Here is a 26,819-nt window from a genome sequence, read left to right on the forward strand (position 1 = left end):
GGACATAGCAAAGATCATGGCGGTTCTCGCGGATGCCACAGACGCCGCAATGCCCTGAAACTTTGTTATCTCTCCGCGACAGAGGTACTTGCGAAATTCCGCAGCCGGGAGATTTCTCCCGTGGATCTTGCAAGGGCTATCATCGACCGGGCAGAAGCCGTGGAACCGGTCATCGGCGCTTTCACCTACAGGTATTTCGAAACCGCACTCGACGCGGCCCGAGACGCCGAAGCACGCTATTCGGGACAGGGCGGTGAATCCCGCGCTCTTGACGGTCTGTTCGTAGCGATCAAGGATGCAGGTCACGTTGCGGGCCAACCAACCTCGGCAGGTTCTCTCCTGACGAATGTTGACCCACAGCCGGTGACATCGCCGATCAATACTCGGATCCTCGAGGCAGGCGGTATCGTACATGCGCGCAGCGCCACCCCTGAATTCTCCTGTTCATCCGTCACCTGGTCACGCCGCTGGGGTGTGACGCGCAATCCCTGGAACATCAAAATGACACCGGGCGGGTCTTCGGGTGGTGCTGCCGCCTCGCTGGCGGCGGGAACGGCAACGCTGGCCACGGGGTCCGACATCGCGGGGTCAATCCGCATTCCTGCCGCATGCTGCGGCATTGTCGGATACAAGCCGCCGCGCGGGCGCAACCCGGTGGACCCTCCATTCAACCTGGACTTCTATTGCCACACAGGACCGATGGCCCGGACGGTGGCAGACACACTGCTGTTTCAGAATGTATTATGCGGGCTGCATCCGGCGGACCCGACAGGCCTGCCACGCCATCGGATTTCTGCCGAACCGGATGCCCAAGGGCTGCGAATAGCCATGTCGCGAAACCTCGGGTTCTACGCCGTGGATGCCGAAGTCGAGCGGGCGATGGAAGATGCAGCACGCAGGTTTCGCGACCTTGGCGCAATCGTCGAGGAAATCGACCTGCCGTGGGGCTGGGACGTGATCGACGCCGCCATGGCTCACCTGCATACAATTTTCGGAACTTCGATCGCGCCGGAGAATTCAACGGATTGGGAGTTGATGAGTCCCTATGCCCGCGATTTCGCAGCCGCTGGTCTAAGGATCACACCAAGAGAATTTCTCGCTGCGTTGACCCGCGCTGGCCGCATGGGTGTCGAACTGAATGCCGCGATGGCAGGATACGACCTGCTGATCTGTCCCACCAACGCCTTGCCCTCTGTCCCGGCCGATCTGGATGTTTCAAACGGCACGGTCGAGATCGGGGGAACCAGCGTGCCTGCATTGCTAGGCTGGGTCATGACCGTTCCCTTCAACATGCTGTCAACCCGGCCAGCCATCTCAATCCCTTTCGGACAAGCTGCGAATGGAGTGCCGATCGGGATGCAGATCGTCGGGCGCTCCTATGATGATGACACGGTTTTCGCTGCGGCCTTGGCTTTCGAATCTGCTGCGGCACGACCCGCGTGGCCTGACCCATCAATTCAGTTGACGCAGGCATGAGAAGATGTGGACACTCATGTCTAGACAGTTCTGTCCACGAATCGCTTTGAAAGCGCGAAACTTCGTCAGGGAGAGGAAAATGACAGAGAAAAGACTGCATCCGGCCGCAGAGATGTACGCTGCCGAATACCACGCAGGAGAGTTGAGCCGCCGAGAATTCCTGAGCCGCGCCACCATGCTTGGGGTTTCGGCTACGGCTGCCTATGCGCTGATCGGCGCCATTGCGCCGTCAAAGGTGAATGCCGCGGCCGCCAAAGGCGGCACTCTGCGTGTCAATATGGAAACCAAGGCGATGAAAGACCCTCGCCTTTGGGACTGGACGGAATATGCCAACTTCTGCCGGGGGTGGCTCGACTATATGACGCAATTCAACCGTGACGGCAGCGTCACCGGAAGCCTAATCGAGTCATGGGAGGCGAACGACGACGCCACGCAATACACGCTGAACCTGCGTCGGGGCGTCAAGTGGAACAACGGTGATGACTTCACGGCGGTTGACGTGCTGCACAATTTCGACCGCTGGGCCGATGGTACCGTCGAAGGTAACTCGATGGCCTCGCGCGTCGCGGCTTTGCAGGACCCGGACACGAAAAAGCTGCGCGAAGGATCCGTTGTCGCCATCGACGATCACACGGTGCAACTCAACCTGAATACATCCGACATCAGCGTCATGGCCGCGCTGTCGGATTACCCCGCCGCGGTCGTACACCGCAGCTACGCTGGAGAAGACCCCGTTGCCAGCCCGATCGGCACCGGCGTCTATCTGCCGGAAAGCTACGAGGTCGGTGTCAAGGCGGTTCTCGTTCGCAACCCCGACCACAACTATTGGCGCGAGGGTGGCTGGCTGGACCGGATCGAGTTCATCGACCTCGGCACGGACCAGGCGTCGCTTGCGGCCGCCGCAGAAGGTGACGAGATCGATCTGACCTACCGGACGGATGGCGATTTCGTGGCGCTCTTTGACGGGATCGGCTGGCAATCGAGCGAGGTTGTCACCGCCAATACCCTGGCTGTCCGGTTCAACCAGCTTTCCGCCCCTTATGACAACCGCGAGGTTCGGCGGGGCATTCAGCTTATGGTAGACAACGCAAAAGTGCTCGAACTGGGCATCGGCGGTCTGGGACTGCCCGGTGAAAACCACCATGTCTGCCCCATTCATCCCGAATATGCGAAATTGCCGCCCCTGGAAGTCGATCCCGCAAAAGGCGCAGAGATGATTGCGGCTGCCGGGCATTCCGATACCGAAATCGAGTTGATTTCGCTCGATACCGGCTGGCAGCGGAATACCTGTGACGCGGTCGCCTCACAGATCAGAGATGCCGGAATGAACGTCAAGCGCACGATCCTGCCCGGCGCCACCTTCTGGAACGACTGGACCAAATACCCGTTTTCGGCAACCGAATGGGGTCCGAGACCGCTGGGCATCCAGATCATGTCCCTTGCCTACAAGAGTGGCGCGGCGTGGAACGAAAGCGCATTCTCGAACGCCGAATTCGACAGCCTGCTGGAACAGGGTCTTTCCGTCGCTGATGCAGACGCGCGTCGGGAGATCATGGCCAAGATGGAAAAGATCATGCAGGACGAAGGCGTGCTGATCCAGTCCTACTGGCGTTCCGTGTTCAACCACTCGAACGGCAAGTTCGCAAATGTCGATGTGCATCCGTTCTACGAACTGGCCCTGCACGACATTCATCTGAAAGCCTGACAGATGCGGGAGTGCCGTTTTACGGCACTCCCTGCAATTCCGCTATCGGTCCAAAGTCTTTTGCGCCGCCGCCTGTGAGCCAGGCTGAGAGCATCTTTCAGTACTGGGTCTCATTCAGGCTTTGCTGCCCAGACCTCGACCTCGACCTTGAACTCTTCGCGGGTGAACCCCGATACGATCAGCAGGGTCGAACCGGGCAGGCGATCCGTTTGGCCGATGAACCTGTCCCGCGCCTGCATGTAGCCGGCCATGTGTTCACGCGCCGTGACATAACCGGTGACATGGGCCACATCCGCAGGGGTCATGCCCGCCTCGGCCAGGATCGCGCGGATATTCTCGAAGCAGATCGCGGCCTGATCGAAGGCGCTGTCCGGGATCGAATCATCGGCCCGAATCCCCAGCTGACCAGAGGTACGGACCAGCCGGGATCCGCCCGGAATCTCGGTGCCGTGAGAATAGGCGGCAAAGGGCTTTCGCAGGATTTCAGGATTTAACGCTCTCATTTCTCTTCACTTTCTCTGCCTGATAAAAAGCCTTGCCAGAAGGGGCACATTCTGGAAACATTTTTCTCACATCTCTGGCACGGATCATTCTCAGGGCCACGCAAACCAGTTTCTCATGGGGGAAAACATGGCATCGCGTGTGCTTTCGGTGCGCCATGGCGACGAGCCTCTGGATGATCGTGCAACGGCCTGGCTTGGACAGGCCGGTTACGATGTACAAACTCTTCGTCCGTTTCGTGGCGACCTGCTGGGCGAACCCGACGAGGGTATTGCCGCGACCATCATCTACGGCGGCCCCTTTAACGTGTACGAGACGGACCGCCACCCGTTCCTGAACGAGGAGTACCGCTGGATCGACGCCTGCCTGACTGCGGGCATCCCGGTCCTCGGCATTTGCCAGGGCTGCCAGATGATCGCGCACCACCTCGGCGCCTGGGCCGGCCCGCGCGATGTCGAGATCTTCGAATTCGGCTATTACCCGATCACGCCCACGCCCGAGGCCGCCGGCTTCCTCGACGCCCCCCTGGTCGTGACCCAGGCGCATTACCACACTTTCGACCTGCCGCAGGGCGCGGTCCGGTTGGCCGGCAATTCCAACTACGAGAACCAGGCCTTCCGCTACGGCGACCGCACCTTTGGACTCCAGTTCCACGCCGAGGTGACCAAGACCGGTTTCCGCCGCTGGCAGGAGCAGAAGCGCGACGCCTACACCCGCCCCGGCGTGCAGACCAGACAGGAACAGGACCGCCTGATGGAGCAGCACGATGCCGCGCAAGAGGCGTGGTTTCACGGCTTTCTGGCAAGTTTCATGGGGGACGTCCGATGAGTGTTCGGGGCTTCTGGGCCGACCTTCCGTCCCCCGCATTCCGCGATCTGCCCGCAGACACCATCGCCGTCCTGCCGCTGGGCGCAACCGAGCAGCACGGCCCGCACCTGCCGCTGGCGGTTGACAGCGACCTGATCGAGGCGGTGACCGCCGGCATGCTGGGCGCGCTCACCCCGGAGCAGTCGGTGCTGGTGCTGCCCACCCTGCGCGTCACCAAGAGCGACGAACATATTGCCTTTCCCGGCACCCTGACACTCGGGGCCGAAACGCTGCTGGCGGTGCTGCGCGACATCGGCGCCTCGGTGGCGCGTGCGGGGGTCGAACGGCTGGTGCTGTTCAACGGGCATGGCGGCAACAGCGCGATGTTGCAGGTCGCCGCACGCGATCTGCGTATCGACCATGACCTGGTCGCCATTGTCTGCTCCTGGAGCGGCTTTGCCGAGTGGCACGGGCTCTTTGATCCGGTCGACTATGCCAATGACATCCACGCGGGCGACAGCGAGACATCGGCGATGCTGGCCATTCGGCCGGATCGGGTGATCATGGAAAACGCGCGCGATTTTCGCCCGGCGATGGCGGATTGGCAGGACGCGTTTCCGCAGATCGGGCTGGGCGGGAAACCTGCCAATCCCGGCTGGATGGCGCAGGATTTACATCCGCAGGGCGCCTGCGGCAACGCCGCCGCGGCGACCGCGGAAAAGGGTGCGCAGCTGCTGGACAGCGCCGGGCGCAACTTTGCCCGGTTCCTTGCCGATTTCGCCCGGTTCGATCACCGGAAGGATGCGCAATGACCCTGGCCGGAGGCAAAACAGGGCGCATTCCCGGCGTGCTGGTGCCGCGCGCCATGATCGCGCAGCCGGGCCGGTTCGGCGGCGCCCCCATTGGCGATTGCCTGTCCGGCGACCTCGTGCTGCGGAACGGCCGCGCGGTGGCGCTCTCCCCCTCCGGGCAGGCACCTGACTGCCTGGTGATGCCCCGCCTCACCGATCCTCACGTGCATCTCGACAAATGCCACAGCATGGACCGGCTGGCAGGAGTTGGCGGTGATCTCGACACCGCCATCCGGGCGCAACTGGCCGACAAGGCGCGATGGGACACGGCCGACATTCGCCACCGGGCCTCGCGCGGCCTGCGCGAACTGTCCGAGGCCGGCTGCGCCACCGTGCGCAGCCATGTCGACTGGGGCGACGATCGCGACCCCGACAGGGTTCCCCTGGCCTGGGAGGTGCTGGGCGAGTTGATCGCGACGGCGCCGCAAGGCTTCACCCTGCAACGCGCCGCCCTTACCGATATCGTCCGGCTTGCCGATGCCCCGTATGCCGAAAGCTGCGCCGCCCGTATCGCCCGCGACAAGGGCGTGCTGGGTGCCTTCGTGTTCGACCAGGCAGAACGGGATTCGGGCCTCGCGAACGCGTTTCGCGCCGCCGACCGCTACGGTCTGGCGCTTGATTTTCACGTAGACGAGGGGTTGAGCGCAACGCTCGACGGTCTGGAACGGATCGCCGATGCCGCGCTTGCGGCGCGGTTTCAGGGGCCGGTTCTCTGTGGCCATGCCTGTAGCCTCGCCAACCTCGGCCAGGCAGACACGGCCCGCATCGCCGACAAGCTGGCCCGAGCCGGTATCTCGGTCGCCGCCTTGCCGCAAACCAATCTCTACCTGCAAGGCCGCACGACGGGCACACCCGACCGCCGCGGCCTCACCCGGCTGCACGAGCTTCGCGCCGCCGGGGTGAACGTGGTTCTCGGGGCCGACAACGTGCGCGACGGGTTCTGCCCGATCGGCCGTCACGACCCGCTGCACACGCTGGCGCTGGCGGTGCTGGCGGCGCACCTCGACCCGCCCTTCGACAGGCATCTGCCCATGATCACCACCGGCGCCCGGCAGGCGCTGGGACTGGCGCCCCAAACCGTCGACGGGGCCGCCACCGGGGATCTTCTTCTGTTCGACGTGACGTCGACATCCGAGCTGCTGTGCGGTCCCGCCCGCCCGCGCCCGTTGTCCGAACACACAGGATGTGCCCATGACTGCCCTGCACAATAAGACCAAAACCGACTGGACCCGGATCGCGCAGGAGCTTTCCCCCGTTGCCATCATCGACGAACCGGTGCTGGTCAAGAAACGCTCTCGCGACTTCTTCTGGTATTCCCCCATACTGAACGCCCAGCTCAAGGGATGTTTCGGCGATCTCGTCGCGCAACCGGAAACCCGCGCGGAACTGGCCCATTGCCTGTCGGTGGCGCATGCCCATGACCTGCCGGTCGTGCTGCGCGGCGGCGGCACCGGCAACTACGGCCAGGCGGTCCCGCTGCATGGCGGGCTGATCGTCGAGACGACGGGCATGAACCGCATCCTCGAAATCGGCGAGGGGTTCGTGCGGGTCGAGGCGGGTGCGCTGATGGCCGACATCAACGCGGCGCTGAAACCGCATGGCTGGGAAATGGCCATGTTCCCCTCGACCCAGGACATCGCCACCATCGGCGGCTTTGTCGCCGGGGGCAGCGCCGGCATCGGCTCGATCGCCAACGGGGCGCTGCGCGAAAAGGGCAATATCATCAGTCTGAAAGCGCTTTCGGTCGAAGCAGAGCCGCAAGAGCATGTTTTTGACGCCGAACAGGCGCTGCAACTGCACCATGCCTGGGGTCTGAACGGCGCGATCACCGAAGTCACGTTGCGCACCGTGCCGACCCGCGACTGGATCGGCTGCATGGCAACCTTCGACAGCTATCGCGACTGTTACGCCGCGGGTTACGCCCTTGCCACCAGCGAGACGATCGGGCGCAAGCTCTGCTCGGCGGTCGAGGCGCGGATCGTCTCCTATTTTCCACGGCTCGAAGGCCACTTGCCGGCGGGGCGGCACCTTTTGGTTTCGCTGGTCCCACGCGAGGACATGGACGCCTATCGCGCCCTGATGGAGGCGCAGGGCGGCACGGTGGACCTTGCGTTGAGCGAGGAAGAACGCAAGGCCAGAGGCATCCCGCATGTGTTCGAATTCGCCTACAACCACACCACGCTTCAGGTGCTCAAGGCAGACCGTTCCGCCACCTACCAGCAATACGGGGTCAGCGACCCGGCAGATGTCGATGCCGTGGCGCGACTTGGGGCCGAGGTGGGTGATGACGTCTGGCAGCACCATGAATTCGCGCGGTTGGACGGCAAGATCGTCGCTTTCGACCTGCCGATCATCTGGTTCACCGACGAGGCGCGCCTGCGCGAGATCGACGACACCTATCGCGCGCACGGCTTCTCGGTGGCTGACGCCCATACCTACCATGTCGAAGGGGGTGGACTGAAGAACGCCGACTATCGCCACCTCGCGTGGAAAAAGCGGATGGACCCCAAGGGACTGCTGAACCCCGGCAAGTCACGGGCCTGGGAGGCGGTCCGCCACCTCTCTGCACCTGAAATCGAAGCAATGGCCAAGGATTGACCAGATGACGATCGCCACCAAACCCCTGAACCCCCATTTCGGTGTGGACGTGACAGGCATCGACCTGAACACCGTCACCGCCGAACACCTGTTCCCGCAACTGCGCGCCCTGTTCGAGGAACATTCCGCGCTGCTGTTTCGCGCCCAGGACATGACCGACGAAACCCATCTGCGCATCGCCGGCCTTTTCGGCCCAATCGAGGACCGCCAGTCCGACGAACGCAAACCCGGTGAAACCTTCCAGATTCCCAAGGTGTCCAACGTCATGGATGATGGAACCACCAGTGGCGAGATGGATCTCAAGACGCTGAACCTGAAATCCAACTTCCTCTGGCATTCGGACAGCACCTTTCTGCCGGTGCCGGCGCTGGTCAATATCCTTGTCGGACGCGTCGTCACCACGACAGGCGGCGCGACCGAACTCGCCTCGACCCGCGCCGCCTGGGCGATGATGCCCGAACCGCTGAAGGCGCGCATTCGCGGGCGCGGCATCTGGCACCGCTACAGCCATTCGCGGCGCAAGATATCGCCGGAACTGGCCGCCCTGCCAATGTTCAACAAATGGCCCGATACCCATTGGAAAGCGATCTGGACCAACCCGGTCAACGGGCGCGAGGCGCTGTACCTCGCCTCGCACGCCTGCAAGGTCGACGGCTATGACGAGGCCGAAAGCGAGGCGCTGCTTGAAGAACTGACAGCCTTCTGCACCCAGTCGGCGTTTGTCTATTCCCATAACTGGAATGTCGGCGACGTGCTGATCTGGGACCAGCGCGCCGTGATGCATCGCGGCACGCCCTGGCCCTATGACCAGCCCCGGACCCTGTCCAGCATCTGCAGTTCCGTCACCGAGGCCGACGGCATCGGCCGGATGCGCCTGCCCGCCTGAAAATCCGGCGGACAGAACCGCCACCTCGCCCCAACCGACAGAGAGTGTATCCATGACCTACCTGACACGAACCGGCAAACCCCTGCCCGATGTCCTCTTGAACGCGGCCCCTGACACGCCCCGCGATCCCATCAGCCGCCGCGAGTTTCTGGCGACCGCCTGTTCCTTTGGCGCCTCGGCGGCAACCGCCTATGCGATGCTGGGCCTGCCCTCCCCGGCGCAGGCCGCAAGCCACGCGCAGGCGGGCGGCACCGTCCGCATCCAGCAGCAGCTGGTGACCATGCGCGACCCGCGCAAGTTCGACTTCAACAGCCTTGCCACCTTTACCCGGGGCTGGCTGGAATACCTCGTCCAGTACAACTCGGACGGCACCTTCACTCCGATCCTGCTGGAAAGCTGGGAGATCAACGCCGATGCCACCCAATACACACTGAACCTCCGCAAAGGGGTGAAATGGAACAATGGCGACGATTTCACCGCCGATGACGTGGCCTTCAACATCGCCCGGTTCTGCGACAGCGGCGTCGAAGGCAACGCCATGTCCGGCAAGTTCGGCGTGATCATCGACGAGGCAACAGGCAAGGCGATGGACGGCACGATCGAGATCGTGGACACGCACACCGTGCGGCTGAACCTGCCGCGCCCCGATATCTCGCTGATCGCCGGTCTGGCGGACTATCCCGCCGCCATCGTTCACCCGAGCTTCGACGAGCTCAACATGCTTGAAAATCCGGTCGGCACCGGCCCCTACCTGCCGGAAAGCTATTCGGTCGGGGAAAGCGCGGCGCTGGTCCGCAACGAGACCCATAATTGGTGGAACGCCGGTAACGGCGCTTTCATGGACCGGATCGAGTTCATCGATTTCGGCGCCGACCCGGGCGCGCATTTTGCCGGGGCCGAAGCCGATGAGTTCGACGTTACCTATGATACCGAGGGCGATTTCATCATAGCCTTCGACGCTCTCGACGGCTGGACCAAACATTCGGTCGATACCGCCGCAACCGTTCTTGCCCGCTGCAACCAGCTGGCCGAGGAAAATGGCAAGGCGATCTATGCCGATGTGCGCGTCCGGCGCGCGCTGGCGCTCGCCGTCGACAACGCCACCATTCTCGAACTTGCCTACAACGACCAGGGCAGCGTGGCGCAGAACCATCATGTCTCGCCCAAGCACCCGGAATATGCCGACATCGGATCGCCCGTGCGCGATGCCGGCGCCGCCCTGGCCTTGCTCGAAGAGGCCGGGATGAAGGATTACGAGTTCGAGTTGATCTCGCTCGACGCCGCCTTCTGGAAGGCCACCGGAGACGCGATCGCCGGGCAGTTGCGTGATGCGGGGATCAAGGTCAAGCGCACGGTCTACCCCTCGTCGACCTTCTGGAACGACTGGGCGAAATACCCGTTCTCGGTCACCAACTGGAACCACCGGCCCTTTGGCATCCAGACCTATGCGCTGGCCTACAAGTCCGGCGCGGTCTGGAGCGAGACCGGATTTTCCAACGCCGATTTCGACGCGCTGGTCGATCAGGCGCTGGCGACGCCGGATGCCGATGCCCGCCGCGAGATCATGGCCAGGCTCGAACGGATCATGGTCGACGAGGGGGTGATCATCCAGCCCTACTGGCGCGCGCTCTACAACCATTCCAAAAGCAACCTGAAAGGTGCCGAAATCCATATCTCGAACGAGATGTACCCGCAGTACATGTACTGGGAAGCCTGACATCCCCGGCCCGTCCGGGACTCCCGGACGGGCGTTTCACAGCGCTAAATGACCCATGCTCGATCAAATCCTTCTCGTCACCTGTGCGGTGAACCTTGCCTTCATGGCGGCCTGGCTGACCGTGGGCGCAATCGAGAACCTGTTTCATTCCTTCCTGAACGAAACTTACACCGCCGAGGTAATGGACATGCTGCGCATGCGCGAAGACTACCCCGAGGCCTACGCGCATGTCTCGTATCGCAGGCTCACCAACCCCAGGCTGCGCAAGGGCCTGTTTGCCTTCATCGTGGCCTGGGAACTGCTCGCCACCCTGGTCCTGTGGCTGGGGGCGGGCGCGGCCGCAGGGGCGGCCTTGAGCCTGGTCGCCGTTGCCACCGCCCTGTCGCTGGCCCTGGTCGGCGTCTTGCTGTTCTGCTCGGTCTGGGCGGGTTTCCTGATCGCGGGGAACTACTTCTGCTATTGGTTCGGCCACGAAGGCGGGCAGAACACGCATTTCCATATGCTGCTCTGGGGATTGGGCAACACCCTGCTGATCGCGGCACTTGCAATTCATTTTTAATGTCGGGAGCCGGTGCTTTCAGTCCCGAAGCGTGATTCATCCTTCGACAACCGCGGCGGCTTGTCCGATCTTTTCTGGCAGAGCGACGTGCACATGGCGCCGCTTCAACCCTGTTTGCCGAAGCCCCACGGCGAGCCTGACCTTGAGGACCGGCGTGTTCTGACCGGCATTATATTGATCAATCGCAACGGCTTGCCTTGGTGCGGCGCGACCAAGGCATTTGCCTCGCGCAAGACATACTACAGGCCAAAGGACTGACCGCGCGTGATGACCCGAAACGACAGACGTCCAAAGGTCTTCCCGTGCGCAATCGCTCTCGAGGCTACCATCATCTAATGGCCACAAGGTCCGAGCTCGAGCGCGAAAACTTGGTGATGCAGGGATATGGTGCTGCCGGAGAGATTTGAACTCTCGACCTCTCCCTTACCAAGGGAGTGCTCTACCCCTGAGCTACGGCAGCGAGGGTGAGCGGGTGATTAGACTCAAACGGAACGGCGCGCAAGGGCATCTGGACGGTTTTTTTCACCTGCTGTAGAGAAAGGCCATGACAGTGCAAAAAACCCCTCAAAAGCCAAAACCAGCGCGCGAAAATCGCGAAGACAGGCTGAAGACCGCTCTCAAGGCCAACCTGGCGCGCCGCAAGGCGCAAGCGCGGGCACGGTCGTCTGGCGAACAGGCAAAAGCGACCGACAAGGACTGAAACGGCTCTGCACGATTGCTTTCCCGGACGGCCAGCAACAGCCTCGCGCACACCAACCGCAATGGTCGGAAACCGAACACGCCACGAGAGGTGAAACTTTCTTGCGTGCGGGCTATCATCCGGGCCGGGAATGTGAGCATTTGGTGGCACAATTGCCGCAGGGGCCGCATGGGTCGATCAGTTCAGGGGCAGGTGATGGACGCAACATTCGAAGACGGGCGCGAGGCGCCATTGAACATCGGGGCCGAGGATGCGGACGACCTGGAAATTCTTTCCGCGTTGATCCAGGATTCGGTTTTCCCGATAACCGAAATGTCCTGGCGATCGGCCGAACGACGCTTTGCCCTTTTGCTCAACAGGTTCAGATGGGAAGATCGCGAGGCTGCCGAACGGCGCGGGCGCGGCTATGAGCGGGTACAGTCGCTCCTCGTGATCGACAATGTGCTGGGCGTGGCCAGCCAGGGAATCGACCGCTCCGACAGGGACACGGTCCTCTCGCTGCTTTCCGTGACGTTCGAGGCGGGCGAGGAAGGAGCCGGCCAGATTTTGCTGACCCTTGCCGGCGATGGCGCGATACGCCTGTCGGTCGAGGCGATCGAAGCTACGCTCAAGGATGTCACACGCCCTTACCTGGCGCCTTCGCGCCAGGCACCGCGACATTCCGACTGATGCAGAACAAGCGGGGAATCTCTCAGGCATTCTCGCCCGCTTCAACCGAACACAGGCTGCGTCCGGCCACGCCATTCGACGTTTTCGAAATGTCAGGCGTGCTGATCCGGTCGATTTCCAGCCTTTGTGCCACCGATCACCGGAACGATCCCGAGGCCGTTTCCAGGTGGTGTGCCGACAAGTCGCCGCAGGCGCTGCGCGACCGGATGGCAGCGGGAGACACCGAATACTGGGTATCGATCCTATCCGGACGGATTGCGGCCGTTGGCGCCCTGTCCGATGTCGGCGATGAACCCGGGACCGGCCGGATCGTTCTCAACTATGTCGATCCGGCCTTTCGCAATCAGGGGGTCAGCAGCAACATGCTGGACAGGCTCGAAGCACTGCTGGCCGAACGTCGTGTTTCCCGTGCGTTGCTGACCAGCACGGCGACGGCGCGCGACTTTTATCTGCGTCGAGGCTGGCAGATGGCAGGACCGCCGCGTCAGGGTCGGTGGATCCTGGGCCATCCGCTGGAAAAGACGCTGCCGGCCGGGACAGGCTGATCCTCGCCTCGACGCGGTGCAGCGCCGCAGCCTACGGTGCTTGAGGCGCGGGGATACTCCGGCTATGTCACGGCCAAAGGAGTACCCGATGCCCCAGTTTCTCGATACCGCAGACCCGGATTTCGAAACAGATTTCGTCGCGCTTCTGGCGGCCAAGCGCGAGGACAGCCCGGATGTCGATGCCGTGGTGGCCGAGATCATCGCCGACGTGCGCGCACGTGGCGATGACGCGGTGATCGAACTGACGCAACGGTTCGACCGGGTCACGCTGACGCCGGACAGTTTGCGGTTTTCACCCGACGAGATCGCTCGGGCAATGGAGCAGGTCACTCCCGATGATCGTACCGCGCTGGAACTCGCAGCGGAACGCATTCGCGCCTATCATGTCCGCCAGATGCCGCAGGACGAAGAATGGACCGACGCCTCCGGCGCAACGCTGGGCTGGCGGTGGTCAGCGGTATCGGCGGCAGGACTTTATGTGCCGGGCGGGCTCGCCTCGTACCCGTCCTCGGTGCTGATGAATGCAATCCCGGCCAAGGTCGCAGGCGTCGGCCGCCTAGCCATCGCGGTGCCGACACCTGATGGACAGGTCAATCCCTTGGTGCTGATGGCGGCGCACCTGTCCGGCGTTGACGAGGTTTACCGGATCGGTGGCGCACAGGCGATTGCCGCGCTCGCCTATGGTACGCGGTCCGTTGCCCCGGTGGACAAGATCACCGGCCCGGGCAATGCTTTCGTTGCCGCTGCCAAGCGGCGCGTGTTCGGCAAGGTCGGGATCGACATGATCGCGGGACCATCTGAAATCCTGGTGATCGCCGATCGGGACAATGACCCGGACTGGATCGCGCTGGACCTGCTCAGCCAGGCGGAACACGATGAAAGCGCCCAGTCGATCCTGATCACCGATGACGTCGGATTTGGCCGCGCGGTGGCCGATGCCGTGTCAAAGCGGCTGGAAACACTGGAACGCCGTGCCATCGCCGGGGCCAGTTGGCGCGACTTCGGCGCCATCATCACCGTGCGCGACATGGACGAGGCGGCCGCCTTGTCGAACCGGATTGCACCCGAGCATCTGGAGCTGTGCGTGGCCGACCCCGCCGCGCTTTCACAAAAGACGGTGCACGCAGGCGCGATCTTCCTGGGTCAGTACACGCCCGAGGCCATTGGCGATTATGTCGGCGGCCCGAACCACGTACTGCCCACGGCGCGCTCCGCGCGATTTTCCTCCGGCTTGAGCGTGATGGATTTCCTCAAGCGGACCACGCTTTCGCAAATGACCCCAAAAGCGTTGCGCGCAATCGGACCAGCGGCAGCGCAACTGGCCCGGTCGGAAAGCCTCGAGGCGCACGGCCTTTCTGTCCTGGCCCGGCTCGAACGGTTGAACGACTGACGCGGTCCGGGGCAGACCGGGAAGGGTCCAATCCGCCAACTCGCGCGCGAATGGAAGGAACCGGTCTGAGAGGCCGTTGTACATCTCGGCGACCACGGCCGGTCATCGCCCTCACGGAAGTGCCGATAGAGAGCCGCGATATCCAGGGTGCCAACCTCGCCCTGCGCCCAGAATACAGCGCCCCGGGGTGACGGAACGATTTGCGCGCGGCCTTTGGTGCCCCTTGTTTCGGCCAGCGTAAATTCATCCTGTCGATCCAACCAGTCATCCAGCCGGCTCGCTGACATCCGGCAGAAATCATGTACGGGCAGAACGGTGCAAGGCGGGCCGACTCCACCGCATCGCGATCATCCAGACCGCAGCGTAGTGAGTTAAAGGTGACGGCTGCGACTGCGGATCGCCCGCCGGCGCACACTGATGTATTTCACCCCTCAGCTATTCACCATAAAGCTCGCCGAGATGCGCCCATTGCGAGCATCTGGTGTCGCTGCAACATCATGAGCTGAAAACCGGAAAGCTTCAGCCAAACGTCGGCAATCCCGGCGAGAATGCCGAAAGACTTGGCAATCAAAGGATCAGGCGATAGTTCTCGTCGCAATAGTATGGGTTCTCAGTTGCTTGTCGAAAGGCCCAGCAAGACCACGAAGTAAAGGAACCTTGTCCTTGCGCTTGACCAAACTGAAAGCGGCCCGACAGGTCGAGACCATCCTGAGCCAGGTGTCGCTGCTGTCGGGCTTGGAAAGCGAACAGATCCGACGTTTCGGAGACGATCTGGAACCGGTGACCGTGCATACAGGGCAAACCGTTGTTGAACAGGGGGAGACATCGAACGAGATGTATGTGGTCCTGTCAGGCCGGCTTGTCGGCCTGCTGCTGTCGCCGAACGGCAAGGAAGTGGCCTTTACCGAAATAACCGCGGGCCGGTATTTCGGCGAGTTGTCGGCTCTGGACAACCGCCCGCGCTCTCTGACGATTTCTGCTGTCGAGACCACTGAACTGGGTCGCATGCCGGCGGTCAAACTGCTGGAATGGATGGCCGAGGTGCCTCGATTGTCGCGCAACCTTGCCATTGATCTGGCCGAGCGCAACCGGGTACTGACCGAGCGGGTTTTTGGCCTGGTCGTGCATGATGTCGATAAACGCGTGCGCGCCCTGCTGATCCAGCAGGCGCAGGAAGCCCAGCAACTCAAGCCGGGCGGCGCGCTGGATCCAAGCCCGACCCACGACCAGATTGCGAATTATATCGGTGCAACGCGCGAGGCCGTCAGCCGCGTCTTGGCCCGGCTCAGCGCGTCAGGCGTTATCGAAACCGGCCGCAGACGGCTGGAAATTCTCGATATCGAACAGCTCTTCGAAGGGCTATGAAACCGGTTCCGATGATGTTCCCATGCTCCGATGTGGATCGTTGCGGCCGTCAGGGCCCCGTCATCAACGCTAGTTTCTCACCGGACTGATTTTTCGCGCTAAACGGCACTGCACCATCATTCCCGAATGCATGTTTTTCCTGGTTGTCGAAACGGCGCCAGGCGCCCGAGTGAGCGTTGCTTTGCATTCCGGTTTTCCTTCTCGTCAATTAAGGGACAGAATTTTGGAATTGGTCTTTCAGGAGATCAAAGCTTGTCGCGGAGACTGAACCACAACATGGCCAGGATCAGAAGCGGTGTGCGCAGCGCCGGACCTCCTGGGAAGGGGGTCGTGGGCACATTTGCCATCACGTCGAAACGTTCTGCCTGACCGGCAATCGTCTCGGCCGCGATCTGGCCCGACAGGGTTGCCAATGCTACCCCGTGCCCGGAAAACCCGGAAAGACTCAGGATGTTTCCCGCCAACCGCTCGTAATGCGGCATCCGGTTCATTGTGATACCCAGTGTTCCGCCCCAAGCATGGTCGATCCGGACATCCGCCAGCTGCGGAAATATTTCCAGCATCGGTCTGCGGACCTTGGTCGCGATATCCGCCGGAAAGCGGTAACCGTAGCTTTCGGTCCCTCCGAACAACAGGCGATGGTCGTCGGAGAACCGGAAATAATTTATGACGAACTTGCTGTCGGCAACCGCCCGATTTTCACGGATCAGGCTCTCCTGTCGGTCCGGAGACAACGGTTCGGTTGCGACGATATAGTTGTTTATGGGCATGACACGTGCCGCCACCCGCTCATTCAAGCGGCCAAGATAGCCGTTGCATCCCATGACCACGAAGCGGGCGGTGATCTCGGCCTTCTCCGTCCGTACTTGGGCGGGGTCGGTTTCGGTCAGCGCATGAACCTTGGAACCTTCAAAAATGCGGACACCTGCCGCGACTGCCATCCGGGCAAGGCCAAGGGCGAATTGCAGCGGATCGATATGACCTGCGTCCTCGTAGATGCATCCGCCATGATAGGCATCCGAGGCCACCATGTACCGGATCTCGTCGCGGTCGAGGGCGCGGATGCCTTCGTAGCCATAAGTCTCCCGCAGGTGCCGGGCATGATCGTGGCTGTGGCGCACGAACCGTTCTCGGTGATCGGCATGAATGATACCGGAATGAAAATCGGCATGCACAAGATCCGATGCTGACAGTTCCCGCACCAGATCGACGGATTGCCTTGCAATCTGCCAGAGCGCACGCGCGTGCTCGTGCCCGACTATCTTTTCCAGCTCTTCCTGCTCAAGCCGCTGCCCCTGCCCGACCTGTCCACCATTGCGGCCCGAGGCGCCAAACCCTACACGCTGTGCTTCAAGAAGGATGACGTCATAGCCGCGCTGCGCCAGATGCAGCGCGGCAGACAGGCCGGTAAACCCGCCACCGATGACGCAGACATCGCAATCAAGCGTGCCCGCCGCCTCCGGGAACGGCTTCAGATGCTCTGCATTGGCGGCGTAGTACGAGGGCGGGTACTGTCCCGGACGGTCGTTGATGGTCAGCAGGTCCATGAGTGTCTTCCTGTCTTTTGCCGCCAGACATAGCAGCAAAGACCAGCTCCTGCCAGATATGATCAAATTATTGAAAGGCTGAAACCGTCACGCGCCGGTGCCGATCAGAGCCACGCCGACCGCCGCCGAACCCGCCCTGCCCGTTCCGACCCGGATCGTCCGGGTTCGGCATCGGGCAAGCGAGGTCACGCGCCTACCAATTGCCGATAGATCTCGGGCAAGGCCATGGTCAGGCGGTTCGGGTCGGGGATAACAGCGAAACCGCCCCGCCCGAACATGCGGGGAAACCAGCTCTTGCCGGTCTTGTCGATAGTCACACCAAACACGGCTTGCCCCGCACGACGCGCCTCTCGGACGGCTTGCCGCGTGTCCTCGATCCCGTGGCGGCCTTCGTAATGGTCGAGATCATTGGGCTTTCCGTCAGTGATGACCAAAAGCAGGCGTCGCTTGCGCGTTTGCGACGCCAGATCCGTCGAAACATGGCGGATCGCGGCGCCTAGCCGGGTGTAGTGCCCCGGTCGCAGCGAGGCGATGCGCTTTTCGACCTGTTGCCCCATTGGTTCGTCAAAACGCTTGCAGCGTTGCAAATAGACGCGATGGCGCTTCAGCGAACTGAAGGCGTGAATGGCAAAATCATCGCCGCAGGCGTTCAGACCCCAGGCAAGCGCCGCCAGGGCTTCGCGTTCTATGTCGATGACCGCGCGGCCTGTCACGGCGCTTTCGGTGGACCGACTGACATCCAGCAGGATCGAAACCGCCAGATCGCGCGCTTCGGGACGGGACTGCATCCAGATGCGCTCATTTCCTTCACCGCTCGCCAGACGGTCGGTTTCGGCGCGCACGGCGGCTTCGATATCCAGCTGGTCGCCATCGAGATGGCCACGGGTCATGATGCGGCCCGGGCGCAGCGCTTCGAACTGGCGTTTGACCGCACGGATGCGGCGGGCGGCGGCCGGATCGTCACCGAACCCGGCGGCGTCCTCGCGTATTTCGGCGTCAGACAGCAGGACACTCACATGGTCCGGCAGGTACTGGCCCAGACGCACGTCCCATTCAGGGTACAGGAGCCGGTCCGACAGCCGCTCGCGGTCGACATCCTCCGGCGCAAGGTCGAGATGCAGTTTCAACCGCGTTGGCGGGGCTTTGGATATCTGGCCCAGACCTATTTCTTCCTGATCGTCAGCCGCTTTCCTGGCGTTGTCGGGATCGTCGTCGTCAATGCGTCGGTTGATGTTCAGGAACTCGGCCCAGCTGAGGATCGCTTCGAATTTGTGCAGGATGAAACTGTCATTGCGTTCGGCCTGATCCGACTTGCGTCGGCGGGCACGGCGGGTCTTTTCATCGGAATCCTCAGGCGGACCTTCGGTTTCGGGATTTTCGACCTCGTGGTGCTCGGAAACCCCGACCGCACGCAACTCCGGCCACAGGGGAACAGGGCGGAAATGCTGGTAGCCGCGCGGGGCCGCAAGGTCGCCATCCATGGCGAGCATCTGCCTGCCCGCCTGCGACAGCGGAGCGGGATCTCCCAGCATGTGACGTACAATCTCTTCGACCGCTGCCTCTGCAGGAGGCAGGTTCGGAGTATCGCGGTGATGCAATACTCCCTTGCACAGTTCCATGTAGAGCGGGCGCAGCCCCGGGGCATCTTCCAGCGTTGCCTCGACCATCGCCTGCGTTGCCATCAGCGCGCGCAGATCCGCCCGAAGATGATCATTTTCTTCAACCCGGCTGCCTGCATGGGCGGCGGCCGCAGCCAGCCAGACATACAGTGCCCCGTTCGCTTCGCGTGCTGGGAAAACCGCGAGGCTGTCGGGCAGGCGCAGAACTTCACCGTCAAAGGACGTGCGCGGCAACAGTTCCGCTTCGGTCGCCAGCCGGCGGCGCCAGCCCAGCCGGTGGCGGGAAAGCTCGGGCGAGACCGGGCGCAATTCGACACCCGCCTTGCCCCCCAGCCCCCGGAAAAGAACGGCCAGCCGCCCTGCGACCTCTGACAGGTCGACCGCGGCTCCTTCGTGCACCAGGGGTGCATCCAGGCGGCTGGCCAGGCTGTGCCACAGTTTCCCGATTGTCTCTTCGGGTTCCCATGGCTCGAAGTCGATCTTGACCATCGCCGGCCTCACCCAAAGACGGCGGTGGTCAGATCGAGGAGTCCGCGTTTGGTATCCTCGTCGTCGGTCAGAGGTTCGATCATTGCAGCGCGAATGGCGCGTTCGGTCGGCATGCCTTGTGCGATCAGGGTCGCGGCATAGACGACCAGACGGGTCGAGACCCCCTCCTCCAGATCCTGACCCTTGAGCCCGCGCAACTTGCCCGCCAGCCGGATCAGCGGCTTGCAGCGCTCGGGCGCCAGCCCGCTTTCCTCGGACACGACACGCGCCTCCAGTTCGGGTGTCGGGAAATCGAACTCCAGCGAGATGAAGCGTTGCCGGGTCGAGGGTTTCAGGGTCTTGAGAATGTTCTGGTAACCGGGGTTGTAAGAGGCCACCAGCATGAAGCCGGGCGCGGCCTCCAGTTCTTCGCCGGTGCGGTCGATGGGAAGGATGCGGCGATCGTCTGTCAAAGGGTGCAGCACTACGGTCACGTCCTTGCGCGCCTCGACCACTTCGTCAAGGTAGCAGATCGCGCCTTCGCGCACCGCCCGTGTCAACGGCCCGTCGACCCAGACCGTTTCGCCCCCCTTGAGCAGATAGCGCCCGATCAGGTCGGCTGCGGCCAGGTCGTCGTGGCAAGCCACGGTATAAAGCGGCCTGCCCAGCCGCGCGGCCATGTGCGCCACGAAACGGGTCTTGCCGCAGCCGGTCGGGCCTTTCAACAGGACCGGCAGGTTGTTGGAATACGCGGCGGTGAAGACATCGCATTCATCGCCCTGCGGGAGGTAGAAGGGGGCGGCTGCCGCCCCCGTTCCGATGTTCATTGATCCATCCATTTCCATTACTCGGCTGGTGTTTCAGTCATACCGCGTTCGATGATCTCCTTGCGCGGCACCCATATGGCGTAGATGAAGACAAGCGCCCCCAGAACCACCACAAGTCCTGACCCGAAGCGCATCCAGTAGAAGATGGCGACCTGGTCCTGCACGTCCATGAAATACTCGCCCACCACACGTTGCATATGCGTCTGGATTGTCCCGGCGAATGTCAGCACGAAGGTCATGAAGACCATGCCGCCGGTCATGAGCCAGAACGATGCCATGTTCAGCACCTGATTGTAGGGGTCGCGGTTCAGCAGGATCGGCATCGCATAGCTGAAGATCGCCAGGTTCAGTGCCACATAGGCCCCGAAGAACGCCAGGTGCCCGTGCGCCGCGGTGATCTGGGTGCCGTGTGTGTAATAGTTCACCCCGTGCAGCGTGTGCAGGAAGCCCCATACACCGGCGCCAAAGAAGGCGAGCGTGGCACATCCCAGCGACCACAGCAGAGCGGCCTTGTTCGGGTGGTCGCGGCGGCCCTTCCAGACCATGACAAAGGCGAATGCCATCATCGCGAAGAAGGGGATCACCTCGAGCGAGCTGAAGATCGACCCGATCCACTGCCAGTACCCGGGGGTACCGATCCAGTAGTAGTGGTGGCCGGTGCCCAGGATGCCCGAGAACAGCGCGGCAGCGACGATGACATAGAGCCATTTCTCGACCACCTCGCGGTCAACGCCGGTCAGTTTGAGCATCAGATAGGCCAGGATCGAGGCCATGATCAGTTCCCACACGCCTTCGACCCACAGGTGAACGACGTACCACCAGTACTGCTTGTCCAGCGCCAGGTTCGACGGGTTGTAGAAGCTGAACAGGAACAGCAACGCCAGACCCCAAAGACCCAGGAGCAGGATGTTGGTGATCGCGGTCTTCTTGCCCTTCAGAACGGTCATCGACACGTTGTAGAGGAAGATGAGCGCCGCCACCACGATGCCTGCCTTGACCCATTTGGGCTGTTCAAGGAACTCGCGTCCCTCTTTGCCCAGCAGGAAGTTGCCCTCGAACAGGTTGAAGACATAGGTCACCACCACGCCCAGCGTGCCGACCACCAGGATCAGCAGTTGCAGATAGGCCAGTTTGGTGGAGTGGATTTCACGCTCCGCCTCTTCCGGGATCAGGAAATAGGCGGCTCCGAAGAACCCGAGGATCAGCCAGACGATCAACGAGTTGGTGTGCAGCATCCGAACGATGTTGAACGGCAGAAGTTCACTCAGCGTGTTGGGCGCGACGTAGATCCAGCCGGCGAGCAGACCGCCCAGCACCTGGATCGCAAACAGGCCCATCGCTACAGCAAAGTAGACGAGGGCAATTTTCTGGGATTCGTATTTCATGTCTCCGCTCCCTTCTCAGCCCGCCTCGTTGGGCGGCCAGCCCTGGGTGTCGATCGTGTTCGTCCAGAGCAGGAAATCGGCAAGCTGGCGGATTTCCTCGTCGCTGAGGTTGAACCTTGGCATCTGTCTCCGGCCCTCGATCCCGGTCGGTTGCGACTCCATCCAGCCCTTGAGCGTTTCAAAGGCAAGCTCGGGGTCGTCCTGAACACCCCAGCGCGTCATCACGTTCCCCACCTCGGGCGCAAAGTATGCGCCTTCGCCCAGGATCGAGTGACAGTTGATGCAGGCGTGTTTTTCCCAAACATGTTTCCCGGCCGCGACGTCGGCGGTCAGGGTTTCCGCGTTGGTCGAAGTGGTCGTGATATACCTATGGGAATGGGCTGACAGAGCCAGAAAGATGATAATGAAGAACAACGACCCGCCATAGAATATGTTACGGGCCATGCTTTTTGTCATGACTTCGCGCATTGCGCTCTCCTTTGCGCCGCGTTTCTGGTGCAGGGATCATTGTTCCGGCTGGACCGAAACTCCTTAACGAAAGTCAAGTGAACTTGCCGTAACACGCTTGTCATGGGTTTGGCAGCCGCTTCCAACTGCTTGAAAGAAGCATATACTATTGTAATCATTTATATTTATGGCGTTCACGTCAATCTGCATGTCATCGGAGATTAGCAGCCGCGACGGTGCGGAATTTGGCCAACTCGCGCATCCGCGCGTGGCGCGATTGCCCCGGTGTCCGGCCAGAGTCTTGCAAAACCTTGGCGACAGGACTCGACGGGCCAAGTCCGAGCTTTGCCCGGATCGGCCTCGGAGTCGGATCACATGACAGGTACCGTCGGCCTTCTGGCCATATCGTTTCAATCGACGCCTTTATGGCTTTGGCTGGTCGGGATGCCCACGCCCAGGCCCCAGTATCGGGATGGCATTGCTTACAGGTGTGGTTTTCGATGTCATCAAGGTCGTGACGCCCCTGATCGGCTGGGGGGCGCGGCATACTGCGGGACCACTTCGCCGGTTGAGTTTTCACTGGACCCGACCGTCCGCGCCGCCCACTCTGGGCAGAAACGGGAACGGAACAGCCATGGTCGAAAACAAGCTTGCACCGATATGCGCATTTGATTTCGCAAAAGGCGGCGCACAGCCGGTGGCCGAGGACTGGCCTGCCCCGCAACCTGATGCAAAATCCAGCTTTCGCTGGCTGCACCTGGATCTCGGCCGGCAGGAAACGCACGAATGGATCAGCGAAAACGTACCGTCTATCGCTGCGTCCGCCCTGTTGCAGTCGGAAACGCGCCCGCGCTGCGATCAGCTGGACGGAGGATTGATTCTGAACCTGCGCGGCGTGAACCTCAACCCGGGCTCGGACATCGAGGACATGGTATCGCTGCGCATGTGGATTCTGCCCAATTCAGTCATCTCGTCCCGCACACGGCGCATCTGGGCCACGGACGAGCTTCAGCGCCGCGCCGGCGAAGGATCGGGGCCGGAATCGGTGGGTGACTTTCTGGCAGAGCTTCTGCACGGATTGTCCCACCGGATCGAACTGGTTTCCCTCGAACTGGACGATCAGACCGACGGGCTGGAAGAACGCGCCCTCGAAGGGGCCTCATCGCTGCACGACGACCTGAGCGCCCTGCGTCTGACGGTGATCAAGATGCGCAGGTTCCTGCACCCGCAGCGCGAGGCGCTGGATACGCTTCTGCGCAACGAATCACGCCTGCTGAGCGGATCGGAAATCACCAAGTTGCGCGAGGCGGTAAACCGCACCCGCCGCACCATCGAGGAACTGGACGCCAGCCGCGACCGTCTGCTCGCCGTGCAGGACCAGATCGCCTCGGAACAGGTACGCATACTGGGGCGGAACAGCTTCATCCTCTCCATTGTCGCTGCGGTGTTTCTCCCCCTTGGCTTTCTGACAGGGTTGTTCGGCGTCAATATCGCCGGAATGCCCGGCACCCAGTCACCCCTCGCGTTCTGGCTGCTGACCGGAGGATCCGTGGCGGTTGGCCTCGGGATCTTCCTGGTATTTCGCGCGTTGAAATGGCTCTGAACCGCGCAACTATCCGGAAGCGCCAAGGCGCGGCCGGGTCAGGGCGGGCCACATCGACATCAGAAAGAAGGCCAGCGCCGCCACCCAGAGTCCCCCGGCCAGCAGCATGGCCTGAAGGTGGTATTCACCCAGACCGGTCCCGATCCAGCGCACGATTGCCGCAATCGCGATCAGGCCGTAGCCCCAGGCCATGAGCCTTGGCGCGACCAGCGGCTGACCGGAATGGCCAAGCGCCGCGCGGCTCATCACCGCCAGGGTCATGCCGCCCACGCCGCCAATGCCAAGCAGATGAACGCCGACAAGCTCGGACATCAGGTCGAATCCCGACAGCCCCCAGGTCACCATACCAAGAGCCAGCATCGCCAGCGCCACATGAAGCGACAGAAGGATGGGTTCGCTCCGGCACCACAACCCCGCCCACCCGGCAAGCCGCAGCGCCAGAACGACACCGAATGCAATTGCCGCCACACTTGTCACCGTCTGTGACAGGTCGCTCAGGACGAGACCGGGAAGAACAATCGCCAGGATCAAACCCGCGCGCTCCAGCACAGGCCGCGACACTGGCCATTTCGCCTCCGGCTCGCCGGCACGTTTCATGGCATTGCGGGTAAAGGCAGGCGTGATCCGTCCGCCAAGGACAGCGATCAGCGCGCATAATGTGATCAGACCCGCGCGCAGCCCGGAGAAGGCGTCGCCGATGCCCAGACCGATCCATTCAAGGTGAACCGACAGATTCGCGCTCCACAGATAGCCCAGGAAGATCAGGAACATCAGATTCTGCGGCTTTGGCCGCTTGATCAGCTGCGACAGGATCTTGAGCGCGAGCACCGGCAAAAAGGCGAGGTCAACGACCGCGACCAGCACCGGCGGAAAGGCCGTGGCGTACCAGACGGCAAGCCGCCCGAGAAACCACAATCCGGCGGCCAGAGCGATGAAGCCATGCCGGGCGCCCGGCACGCCGGTCCAGTTCGGAACCGCCGTCAGGAAAAACCCGCCTATCGCCGCCGTGGCATATCCGAATATCATTTCGTGCGCGTGCCACAGATTCGGATTGGTCCCGAGGCCGGCGCCATGGCCAGAGAGATAGAGAGTCCAGACGGCGCCGGCGAACAGCCCGTAGAGCGCCGCGCTCAGGAAGAACACTCTGAAACCCTCGGAAAACAACAAGGAAAATACGCGCATACCGGTCTCCTTTGCCATTTCTGATGTTTGGCAAACTGCTCGCTGATCGTCCGCCCAGATTTGCTTGGGCACGCGTCCGGCGCCTTAACGAAAGTCAAGGATTGGTAGCGGGTGCGGTGCCAAGTTCAGACCTGCCTCACCAGCCTTCGACGGAGATACCGTTATGAGACCAACCACAGCCATTCGCAGATCCCTGCTCCTGACCAGCGCCGCGATGGCGCTCGGTCTGACCGCACCCATGGTTGCCGCACAGGACAGCCACGGTTCGGATGCAGGCGCTGCATATCAGCCCAGCATGACGACGCTTGGTCAGCTGAACCTGGAAATCCCCGGCCGCCGCGAAGGCGATCCTGTGATGACCCAGGAAGAGTACAACATCGGCAACAAGATCTATTTCGAGCGCTGCGCCGGCTGTCACGGCGTGCTGCGCAAAGGTGCCACCGGCAAGCCGCTGACCACCGACATCACCCGCGCAAACGGATATGAGTATCTGCGCGATTTCATCACCTACGGTTCTCCCGCCGGCATGCCCAACTGGGGCACCTCGGGCGAGATGACCGAGGCTGAAATCGACATCATGGCACGCTATATCCTGCTCGATCCGGCCTCGCCGCCCGAATTCGGCATGGCCGAGATGCGCGAGACCTGGAAAGTTCTGGTCGCGCCCGAAGACCGGCCAACCGAGAAGATGAACGATATCGACATCGATAACCTGTTCTCGGTCACACTGCGCGACTCGGGTCAGGTGGCACTGATCGACGGCGCGAACTACAAGATCCACGCGGTGATCAACACCGGCTACGCCGTCCACATCAGCCGGATCTCGGCCTCGGGCCGCTATCTGTTCGTGATCGGGCGCGACGCGCTTGTGAACATGATCGACCTGTGGATGGAAACCCCCGCCACTGTGGCCCAGATCAAGGTGGGTTCCGAAGCTCGCTCGATCGAGACTTCTAAGTTCAAGGGGTTCGAGGACAAATACGCCATCGCCGGCAGCTACTGGCCGCCGCAATACGTGATCATGGACGGCGACACGCTGGAGCCGCTCAAGATCAAGTCGACCCGCGGCATGGTCTATGACGAGCAGAGCTATCACCCCGAACCGCGCGTGGCCTCCATCGTGGCCAGCCACTTCAATCCGGAGTTCATCGTCAACGTCAAGGAAACCGGCAAGATCCTGATGATCGACTATTCGGACATCAAGAACCTCAAGGTGACCGAGATCGAAGCCGAACGCTTCCTGCATGATGGTGGGTTCGACAGTTCCAAGCGGTACTTCCTGGTCGCGGCCAACGCCCGTGGCAAGGTGGCCGTGGTCGATACCAAGGACAGCACCCTGACCGCGCTGGTCGAGACCGGTGGTCAGACACCACACCCGGGCCGGGGCGCCAACCTGATGCACCCGACCTATGGTCCGGTCTGGGCAACCTCGCACCTCGGCGATGAGACCGTGGCGCTGATCGGCACCGACCCCGAGGGTCACCCCGACAACGCATGGAAGGTCGTGCAGACCCTCTATGCCCAGGGCGGCGGCTCGCTCTTCGTGAAATCGCACCCGACCTCGGAGCATCTCTATGTCGATGCGCCGCTGAACCCGGATGCGGAAATCTCGGGCTCGGTCGCAGTGTTCAAACTGGGTGATCTTACTCAGGAAGAGCCGGAATACACCGTGCTTCCGATCGTGGAATGGGCCGAGATCGGCGAGGGCCAGCCCCGCGTCGTGCAAGGTGAATTCAACCAGGAAGGCAACGAGATCTGGTTCTCGGTCTGGAACGCCAAGGATCTGGAAAGCGCCATCGTCGTGGTTGACGACAAGACGCTGGAACTCAAGGCCGTGATCAAGGACCCGCGCCTGATCACCCCGACCGGCAAGTTCAACGTCTATAACACTCGGGCCGACGTCTACTGACGTCAGTCCACGGGCGGGTCCACTGCGTCCCTTGGGGCCCGCCCTTTCTCTCCCTTCTCCAGC

The 26,819-nt window shown here is 62.1% G+C and carries 23 protein-coding genes, 1 tRNA gene and 1 pseudogene; 17 read left to right on the forward strand and 8 right to left on the reverse strand.

Features of this window, described 5'->3' with window-relative positions; translation table 11 throughout:
- Positions 1-120 precede the first annotated feature (120 nt).
- Both BLT75_RS11715 and BLT75_RS11720 read left to right on the forward strand, forming a co-directional pair.
- Positions 121-1,476 carry an amidase gene (locus BLT75_RS11715; protein WP_218128884.1) on the forward strand — a complete coding sequence of 452 codons (1,356 nt, stop codon included), beginning with the start codon at positions 121-123 and terminating at the stop codon, positions 1,474-1,476.
- Positions 1,477-1,555: 79 nt separating this feature from the next.
- Positions 1,556-3,181 carry an ABC transporter substrate-binding protein gene (locus BLT75_RS11720; RefSeq protein ID WP_245706499.1) on the forward strand — a complete coding sequence of 542 codons (1,626 nt, stop codon included), beginning with the start codon at positions 1,556-1,558 and terminating at the stop codon, positions 3,179-3,181.
- Between the two features lie 110 nt (positions 3,182-3,291).
- Here the strand turns inward: BLT75_RS11720 and BLT75_RS11725 are convergent, their stop codons facing one another.
- Positions 3,292-3,684, reverse strand: a complete 393-nt coding sequence (locus BLT75_RS11725; protein WP_093031457.1) for a RidA family protein — start codon at positions 3,682-3,684, stop codon at positions 3,292-3,294.
- Between the two features lie 127 nt (positions 3,685-3,811).
- Between BLT75_RS11725 and BLT75_RS11730 the strand changes: the two genes are divergently transcribed.
- The 8 genes and pseudogenes from BLT75_RS11730 to BLT75_RS24830 form a co-directional block, all read left to right on the forward strand.
- Positions 3,812-4,510: a glutamine amidotransferase-related protein gene (locus BLT75_RS11730; protein ID WP_093031742.1), complete on the forward strand. Its 699-nt coding sequence runs from the start codon at positions 3,812-3,814 to the stop codon at positions 4,508-4,510.
- Complete coding sequence (locus tag BLT75_RS11735; protein ID WP_093031460.1) at positions 4,507-5,301, forward strand: creatininase family protein; 795 nt, start codon at positions 4,507-4,509, stop codon at positions 5,299-5,301. The genes BLT75_RS11730 and BLT75_RS11735 overlap by 4 nt, the downstream gene beginning before the upstream one ends.
- The gene (locus tag BLT75_RS11740; RefSeq protein WP_093031463.1) at positions 5,298-6,551 is read left to right on the forward strand and encodes an amidohydrolase family protein; all 1,254 of its coding nucleotides are present in this window, start codon (positions 5,298-5,300) and stop codon (positions 6,549-6,551) included. The genes BLT75_RS11735 and BLT75_RS11740 overlap by 4 nt, the downstream gene beginning before the upstream one ends.
- Entirely contained in the window at positions 6,532-7,938 is a 1,407-nt protein-coding gene (locus BLT75_RS11745) for an FAD-binding oxidoreductase (RefSeq protein WP_093031466.1), read from the forward strand. The genes BLT75_RS11740 and BLT75_RS11745 overlap by 20 nt, the downstream gene beginning before the upstream one ends.
- Positions 7,939-7,942: 4 nt before the next feature.
- Positions 7,943-8,824, forward strand: coding sequence for a TauD/TfdA dioxygenase family protein (locus BLT75_RS11750; protein WP_093031470.1), 882 nt, complete (start codon positions 7,943-7,945; stop codon positions 8,822-8,824).
- Positions 8,825-8,876: 52 nt separating this feature from the next.
- Positions 8,877-10,541 (forward strand): ABC transporter substrate-binding protein, encoded by a 1,665-nt coding sequence (locus BLT75_RS11755; protein ID WP_093031473.1) that lies wholly within the window; start codon positions 8,877-8,879, stop codon positions 10,539-10,541.
- A gap of 55 nt (positions 10,542-10,596) precedes the next feature.
- Positions 10,597-11,100, forward strand: coding sequence for a DUF2165 family protein (locus BLT75_RS11760; RefSeq protein WP_093031476.1), 504 nt, complete (start codon positions 10,597-10,599; stop codon positions 11,098-11,100).
- 60 nt (positions 11,101-11,160) lie between these two features.
- A pseudogene (locus BLT75_RS24830) lies at positions 11,161-11,343 on the forward strand (IS5/IS1182 family transposase); the annotation flags it as partial.
- A 142-nt stretch (positions 11,344-11,485) separates the two neighbouring features.
- Here BLT75_RS24830 and BLT75_RS11770 read toward each other — a convergent pair.
- Positions 11,486-11,560 (reverse strand) — tRNA-Thr (locus BLT75_RS11770).
- A gap of 84 nt (positions 11,561-11,644) precedes the next feature.
- Here BLT75_RS11770 and BLT75_RS24365 point away from each other — a divergent pair.
- From BLT75_RS24365 to BLT75_RS11790, 5 genes are all read left to right on the forward strand, one after another.
- Entirely contained in the window at positions 11,645-11,800 is a 156-nt protein-coding gene (locus BLT75_RS24365; RefSeq protein WP_176827960.1) for a hypothetical protein, read from the forward strand.
- A gap of 192 nt (positions 11,801-11,992) precedes the next feature.
- On the forward strand, positions 11,993-12,469 hold the full coding sequence (locus BLT75_RS11775) for a DUF2948 family protein (RefSeq protein WP_093031745.1): 477 nt from the start codon (positions 11,993-11,995) through the stop codon (positions 12,467-12,469).
- Positions 12,469-13,014 carry a GNAT family N-acetyltransferase gene (locus tag BLT75_RS11780; RefSeq protein WP_245706500.1) on the forward strand — a complete coding sequence of 182 codons (546 nt, stop codon included), beginning with the start codon at positions 12,469-12,471 and terminating at the stop codon, positions 13,012-13,014. Before BLT75_RS11775 ends, BLT75_RS11780 begins: the two co-directional genes overlap by 1 nt.
- 88 nt (positions 13,015-13,102) lie before the next feature.
- Positions 13,103-14,404 (forward strand): histidinol dehydrogenase, encoded by a 1,302-nt coding sequence (hisD, locus tag BLT75_RS11785; RefSeq protein ID WP_093031482.1) that lies wholly within the window; start codon positions 13,103-13,105, stop codon positions 14,402-14,404.
- A 669-nt stretch (positions 14,405-15,073) separates the two neighbouring features.
- Positions 15,074-15,769, forward strand: a complete 696-nt coding sequence (locus tag BLT75_RS11790; protein ID WP_245706501.1) for a Crp/Fnr family transcriptional regulator — start codon at positions 15,074-15,076, stop codon at positions 15,767-15,769.
- Positions 15,770-16,014: 245 nt separating this feature from the next.
- Here the strand turns inward: BLT75_RS11790 and BLT75_RS11795 are convergent, their stop codons facing one another.
- From BLT75_RS11795 to BLT75_RS11815, 5 genes are all read right to left on the reverse strand, one after another.
- On the reverse strand, positions 16,015-17,316 hold the full coding sequence (locus BLT75_RS11795; protein ID WP_093031484.1) for an NAD(P)/FAD-dependent oxidoreductase: 1,302 nt from the start codon (positions 17,314-17,316) through the stop codon (positions 16,015-16,017).
- Between the two features lie 185 nt (positions 17,317-17,501).
- Positions 17,502-19,424, reverse strand: a complete 1,923-nt coding sequence (locus BLT75_RS11800; protein WP_093031487.1) for a nitric oxide reductase activation protein NorD — start codon at positions 19,422-19,424, stop codon at positions 17,502-17,504.
- Between the two features lie 8 nt (positions 19,425-19,432).
- Positions 19,433-20,242: a CbbQ/NirQ/NorQ/GpvN family protein gene (locus BLT75_RS11805; protein ID WP_425441136.1), complete on the reverse strand. Its 810-nt coding sequence runs from the start codon at positions 20,240-20,242 to the stop codon at positions 19,433-19,435.
- 5 nt (positions 20,243-20,247) lie between these two features.
- The gene (locus tag BLT75_RS11810; protein ID WP_093031493.1) at positions 20,248-21,615 is read right to left on the reverse strand and encodes a cbb3-type cytochrome c oxidase subunit I; all 1,368 of its coding nucleotides are present in this window, start codon (positions 21,613-21,615) and stop codon (positions 20,248-20,250) included.
- Positions 21,616-21,630: 15 nt separating this feature from the next.
- A complete protein-coding gene (locus tag BLT75_RS11815) occupies positions 21,631-22,083 on the reverse strand; it encodes a c-type cytochrome (protein WP_093031496.1) in 453 nt (150 codons plus the stop codon).
- Between the two features lie 613 nt (positions 22,084-22,696).
- Between BLT75_RS11815 and BLT75_RS11820 the strand changes: the two genes are divergently transcribed.
- On the forward strand, positions 22,697-23,665 hold the full coding sequence (locus BLT75_RS11820; RefSeq protein ID WP_093031754.1) for a zinc transporter ZntB: 969 nt from the start codon (positions 22,697-22,699) through the stop codon (positions 23,663-23,665).
- Positions 23,666-23,674: 9 nt separating this feature from the next.
- On the opposite strand, the gene BLT75_RS11825 is transcribed toward BLT75_RS11820, so the two are convergent.
- Positions 23,675-24,847, reverse strand: a complete 1,173-nt coding sequence (locus BLT75_RS11825) for an NnrS family protein (RefSeq protein WP_093031757.1) — start codon at positions 24,845-24,847, stop codon at positions 23,675-23,677.
- 163 nt (positions 24,848-25,010) lie between these two features.
- On the opposite strand from BLT75_RS11825, the gene BLT75_RS11830 reads away from it, so the two are divergent.
- Positions 25,011-26,756, forward strand: a complete 1,746-nt coding sequence (locus BLT75_RS11830; RefSeq protein ID WP_093031500.1) for a cytochrome D1 domain-containing protein — start codon at positions 25,011-25,013, stop codon at positions 26,754-26,756.
- Positions 26,757-26,819 lie beyond the last annotated feature (63 nt).

This window comes from Ruegeria marina, assembly GCF_900101475.1.
Classification (GTDB): domain Bacteria; phylum Pseudomonadota; class Alphaproteobacteria; order Rhodobacterales; family Rhodobacteraceae; genus Ruegeria_B; species Ruegeria_B marina.